The 4965-nt window shown below is 50.4% G+C and carries 6 protein-coding genes and 3 pseudogenes; 7 read left to right on the top strand and 2 right to left on the bottom strand.

Going from position 1 to position 4965, the window contains the following annotated elements:
* Together B9P82_RS29595 and B9P82_RS27810 are read right to left on the bottom strand one after the other, a co-directional pair.
* A pseudogene (locus B9P82_RS29595) lies at positions 1-127 on the bottom strand (hypothetical protein); the annotation flags it as partial.
* Positions 128-322: 195 nt separating this feature from the next.
* Positions 323-979: a LexA family protein gene (locus B9P82_RS27810; protein ID WP_101701440.1), complete on the bottom strand. Its 657-nt coding sequence runs from the start codon at positions 977-979 to the stop codon at positions 323-325.
* A gap of 99 nt (positions 980-1078) precedes the next feature.
* Here B9P82_RS27810 and B9P82_RS27805 point away from each other — a divergent pair, with 99 nt between their 5' ends.
* The 7 genes and pseudogenes from B9P82_RS27805 (at position 1079) to B9P82_RS29255 (ending at position 4945) form a co-directional block, all read left to right on the top strand.
* Positions 1079-1276: a Cro/CI family transcriptional regulator gene (locus tag B9P82_RS27805; RefSeq protein ID WP_057101686.1), complete on the top strand. Its 198-nt coding sequence runs from the start codon at positions 1079-1081 to the stop codon at positions 1274-1276.
* Between the two features lie 28 nt (positions 1277-1304).
* Complete coding sequence (locus tag B9P82_RS27800; protein WP_101701439.1) at positions 1305-1871, top strand: YmfL family putative regulatory protein; 567 nt, start codon at positions 1305-1307, stop codon at positions 1869-1871.
* Between the two features lie 28 nt (positions 1872-1899).
* Positions 1900-2064, top strand: a pseudogene (locus B9P82_RS27795) (DNA-binding protein); the annotation flags it as partial.
* Positions 2065-2236: 172 nt separating this feature from the next.
* Positions 2237-2416: a DUF4222 domain-containing protein gene (locus tag B9P82_RS27790; protein WP_072023842.1), complete on the top strand. Its 180-nt coding sequence runs from the start codon at positions 2237-2239 to the stop codon at positions 2414-2416.
* Positions 2406-3414, top strand: a pseudogene (locus tag B9P82_RS27785) (conserved phage C-terminal domain-containing protein). Before B9P82_RS27790 ends, B9P82_RS27785 begins: the two are co-directional and overlap by 11 nt.
* Positions 3411-4478 (top strand): phage N-6-adenine-methyltransferase, encoded by a 1068-nt coding sequence (locus B9P82_RS27775; RefSeq protein WP_246842191.1) that lies wholly within the window; start codon positions 3411-3413, stop codon positions 4476-4478. The pseudogene B9P82_RS27785 and the gene B9P82_RS27775 overlap by 4 nt, the downstream one beginning before the upstream one ends.
* A gap of 62 nt (positions 4479-4540) precedes the next feature.
* Positions 4541-4945 (top strand): hypothetical protein, encoded by a 405-nt coding sequence (locus B9P82_RS29255; RefSeq protein ID WP_246842190.1) that lies wholly within the window; start codon positions 4541-4543, stop codon positions 4943-4945.
* Positions 4946-4965: the final 20 nt, after the last annotated feature.

Below are 4965 nucleotides of genomic sequence, written 5' to 3'. Positions count from 1 at the left end.
CCTCTTTTAATGCTTTTTGCGCAAGCTGAATGCGCGATTCAGTCCCGGAATTTGGCTCGAGCTGTTGAACTCGCTTAGCATCCTCCAGCAGTAGAGCAATGATGTGCTTCAGTTCGTTTGCGTCCACCGTGAACTCCTTTGCAATTTTTATGTGTTAGCGAATCATCCGGTTATTCATATGCCACCGGCGGCTACTTCGTGGGCGTCCTGCCTGTTCGCTGTTTGTTTATTTAATGTAGGATAACTTACAAAGAAAGGTCAAGAGGAAATGTTGGATAACTTACATTGAGGGGTGGAAAAAAACCGGGATAACCCGGTTTCCTTATAAATCCATTATCACTTGTCTTACTAATCCGACCAAACGGCAGTTGCCGTTTACCTCGAGCATCCTGTAGTTGGGATTGAGAGGTACAAGGTATTTAAGCGGACCATCAATGACGAATTTTTTTATAGTGGCTTCGTCACTTCCCATTAGCTGAGCAATGACAATTTTACCATTTGCTTGGCTGGCATCTCCAAAGTCAGGTTCTACGACGACGAGAGAGCCCTCCGGGATGCTTGGTGCGCCATTTGGGTTAGTCATTGAGTCACCGCGGACTATTAGTGCAAAAGCGCTCTCTGAAACAGCTGCTGAAGTGTAAACCCAGTCTTGAATGTCTCGTTCCGTTATCGCACCACTATTGGCAGTCCATTCCCCGGCTTGCACCCACGTTAAAACGGGAACTGATCTAATTCCGAATCTCTGCTCTGGGTTCATTGTTGGCGGTTGTTGTTTCCCGTCATCCTTACCCTCCAGCAACCACTGCGGTGTCTTTTCAAGAGCAGCCGCAAGCGCCTGAAGGTTCTCACCGCCAGGTTTATAGTCACCAGATTCCCAGCCGGTGATCGTGACGCGGTTTACCCCGACAAGCTTTGCCAGGACGGATTGCGTCATCTTCAGCTCTTTTCGTCTGCTTCGGATTCGATCATTCATTTTCATGTAGGCAATCCTACCATTTTCTAATGTAGGAGTGCTTGACCATTTTATGTAAGATATCCTACTATCTATGCGCTGCATGACCTAACTCCAGAGGGAAAAATGAAAAAGAATGACGTTATCTCTTACTTCGGTGGCGTAGGGAAAACCGCCAAGGCGCTGAATATCTCCCACGCATCTGTATCGGGCTGGGATGAAGTTATCCCAAAGGGGAGGGCATTTGAGATCCAGGCGCTGACGAAAGGTGATTTGAAAGTTAACCAATCCCTTTATGAAAAGCGTAGTCATTCGGCTGCGTGATTAAAACCACAGAAAATAGGGGACAACCGTGGATAAACAACACTGGAAAGTAGAGCGACAACCAGCTTGGCTGGTGGCTGCAATCAAAAGAACGATCGCCGAAATGTCTGGTGGGTATGCCGAAGCAGCTGAATGGCTTGGTCTGTACCGCGCTGGAAAACTCTCAACGGATGCACTCTATAACCGACTACGTAACGAAGGTGATCAAATTTTCCCGCTTGAGTGGGCGATGGTGCTTCAGGATGCGAGCGGTACTAAGTATGTCACCGATGCGATAGCCCGCCGTAGTGGTGGTGTATTCGTTCCGCTGGTGGAAGTAGATGATCTTGATAACGGCGATATCAACCAGCGTCTGATGGAGTCAATCGAATGGATTGGCAAACACTCGCAGTACCTGCGTAAGGCAACCGCCGACGGGGTTATTGATCCGGCAGAACGTGAGCAGATTGAAGAGAACAGTTATCAGGTAATGGCTAAGTGGCAGGAGCATTTGACGCTGCTATTCCGTGTTTTCTGCGCGCCAGAAAAGAGTGACGCCCGCGAGTGTGCAGCTCCGGGCGCCTTGGCGAACAACTCTTCGAGTATGGAGAAATAATCCGCATGANGACGGGGTTATTGATCCGGCAGAACGTGAGCAGATTGAAGAGAACAGTTATCAGGTAATGGCTAAGTGGCAGGAGCATTTGACGCTGCTATTCCGTGTTTTCTGCGCGCCAGAAAAGAGTGACGCCCGCGAGTGTGCAGCTCCGGGCGCCTTGGCGAACAACTCTTCGAGTATGGAGAAATAATCCGCATGAGCAGTTTAACGGCTTTTAACCGTCTACCGCAACTCAGGATGATCCCGGTTTCGGGTACTCCGTTGTTTCGGTATGAACGCAGATTATCAAACCGCTGGGTTCCGTGTAACCACAGTAGGGCGGTTTCAATTGTGGGGGTCTATAACCGGAGGGCAAAACGCCTGTGCGCGAACTTAACCGAAGGTTCAAAGACCACCGCGGAGTGTCTGTCCGTGTTATCCGCTGGGAACCAGAAACACAACGCGTTATCTACCTGCGTGATGGCTACCCGCACGAATGCTTCAGCCCACTTGAGCATTTCAGGCAAAAGTTCAGGGAGATAACGGACGATCATGAGCACTAAATTAACCGGCTACGTTTGGGATGGTTGCGCGGCGTCGGGCATGAAGTTGTCTAGTGTCGCGATCATGGCTCGACTGGCTGATTTCAGCAGCGATGAGGGAGTGTGCTGGCCGTCCATTGAAACTATTGCTCGCCAGCTTGGCGCAGGGCCGAGCACTATCAGAACGGCAATCGCTAAGCTTGAAAAAGATGGCTGGCTCACGCGTACACAGCGCCGTAATGGTAACCGTAATGCTTCGAACGTTTACCGCCTGAATGTGGCGAAACTTCAGGCTGCCGCATTTTCTCAACTGTCAGATTCTGACACGTCAAAATCTGACGCATCAAATTTTGACGCCTCAAAAGCTGACCCGTCGAAATCTGGCAAAAATGGCGGTTTTGACCCGTCAGAATCTGGCGGGGATCCGTCAGTAAAATCAAAACAAGATCCACAAGTAACTTCAAAACCCTCTTGTCCGGTTGCGGCGCAACCAGACCCTGAAGTCGTGATTACTGATCAGGCAATTTTGGTTCTGACCCATTTGAACCAAATCAGCGGATCCCGGTATCAGAAATCAAAAACATCCCTGGAGAACATCCGTGCCCGACTGCGTGAGGGATACAGCGTTGCAGACCTGCAACTTGTTATCGACCTGAAGCATGAGCACTGGCACGAGAACGACGAGCAGTACCAGTACATGCGNCAGCGGATCCCGGTATCAGAAATCAAAAACATCCCTGGAGAACATCCGTGCCCGACTGCGTGAGGGATACAGCGTTGCAGACCTGCAACTTGTTATCGACCTGAAGCATGAGCACTGGCACGAGAACGACGAGCAGTACCAGTACATGCGACCGGAAACGCTGTTTGGCCCGAAGAAATTCGAGAGCTATCTGCAAAGCGCTACCCGCTGGGAGCAGAAGGGACGGCCTAAACGTGCTGACTGGGGCGCGAAAAAGCGCGATGTGATGGCTTTTGGTCCGGTTGAAACAACGATTCCAGAGGGGTTCAGAGGATGATGTTAAACAAATATTGCCAGGCTCTGGCGGCACTGCGCAACAAACCAGCCCACGAACTGAAAGAGGTTGGCGATCAGTGGCGGACACCGGATCTGCTTTTTTGGGGTATCAACGCGCTATTTGGTCCATTAGTTCTGGACTTGTTTGCTGACGACGACAACGCGAAGTGCCCGGCATGGTACACCGCCGAAGATAATGCACTGACACAGAACTGGTCTGAACGTCTGAATGAACTGGGCGGCGCGGCTTTTGCCAACCCTCCATATAGCCGCTCGCAGTATCACGACAAGCAGGCGATCACGGGTATGACACACATCATGAATCACACCATGGACATGCGTGAAAGAGGTGGTCGCTATATTTACCTGGTGAAGTCTGCCACAAGTGAAACATGGTGGCCGGAAGATGCCGATCACATCATGTTTATTCGTGGTCGTATTGGGTTCGATCTGCCTGTGTGGTTTGTGCCTGCTGACGAAAAACAAAAACCCACCAGCGCGTTTTTTGCCGGTGCCATAGCTGTATTCGATAAGTCATGGCGTGGCGAGCGGTTCAGCTATATCAACCGTACAGAACTGGAGGCAAAAGGGCGTGCGTTTATGGCTTTGGCACAATTTGCTACCAGCAAACCTCAACCAGCAACGTCCACACCAACAGTAGCCGGTAAGCCAGAAACAGAGTTGCCACTCACCCAGAAAGATATTTTTGATATCAGCGGTGTCGAAGCGTGGGCATGTGTTAGAGCTGCGTTCGGCGATAAAGAAGAATACACATTCAGTGAATCGAAGTTTGGGCATACCTGGGCGGCGGATTCTGTCGAAGCACCGGAATTCACTCAGGTATCACCATTAACGATCGACAAAGCGAAGCTGCNGGTAAGCCAGAAACAGAGTTGCCACTCACCCAGAAAGATATTTTTGATATCAGCGGTGTCGAAGCGTGGGCATGTGTTAGAGCTGCGTTCGGCGATAAAGAAGAATACACATTCAGTGAATCGAAGTTTGGGCATACCTGGGCGGCGGATTCTGTCGAAGCACCGGAATTCACTCAGGTATCACCATTAACGATCGACAAAGCGAAGCTGCTTATTAGTGAGAGCATTTTGTTCGGTGTGGATGAGTGGCTGTTGTCGATTCAATTCGATGACGCTGCTGCGCGCCTGGATATGTCGGAACGTATTCGCACTGTTGCCCTTGAAGCATCCGGTGAATATGGCATGAACATTGCTGATTTCATTGCAGCTATGGGAAGCCTGGATGTTTCCAGTTGGTCCAATATTCGCCACATCCGCATGCACATCCGTGAGAAAGCTAAACCAGTGGCGGGTCCGCTTCCCGAGTCCCGTATCTGGCCGTTGGAGGTTGGAATTGTATTCGACCAGGTTGATGGCGCTGACATGCTGGATGAATCACAGCAGAACAAGCTGAAAGCCAACATCAATCAACTCTGGCTGGAACGAACGGCCACCAGCGAAATTATCACAATTGCGCGTGGTCTTGTCGGCAGCATGCAGGGGGTAACCCATGCGTGAGATTATCGTTGATAACTTTG

The organism is Citrobacter sp. L55, from assembly GCF_002850715.1.
Lineage (GTDB): Bacteria > Pseudomonadota > Gammaproteobacteria > Enterobacterales > Enterobacteriaceae > Citrobacter > Citrobacter braakii.
The sequence above is the reverse complement of the archived record's forward strand: the minus strand, read 5'-3'. Positions and strand labels throughout refer to the sequence as shown.

Excerpts from the sequence above, each read along its gene's own strand:
- B9P82_RS27805 (WP_057101686.1), top strand. The coding sequence starts at position 1,079 with ATGAAAAAGAATGACGTTATCTCTTACTTCGGTGGCGTAGGGAAAACC.
- B9P82_RS27810 (WP_101701440.1), bottom strand. The coding sequence starts at position 979 with ATGAAAATGAATGATCGAATCCGAAGCAGACGAAAAGAGCTGAAGATG.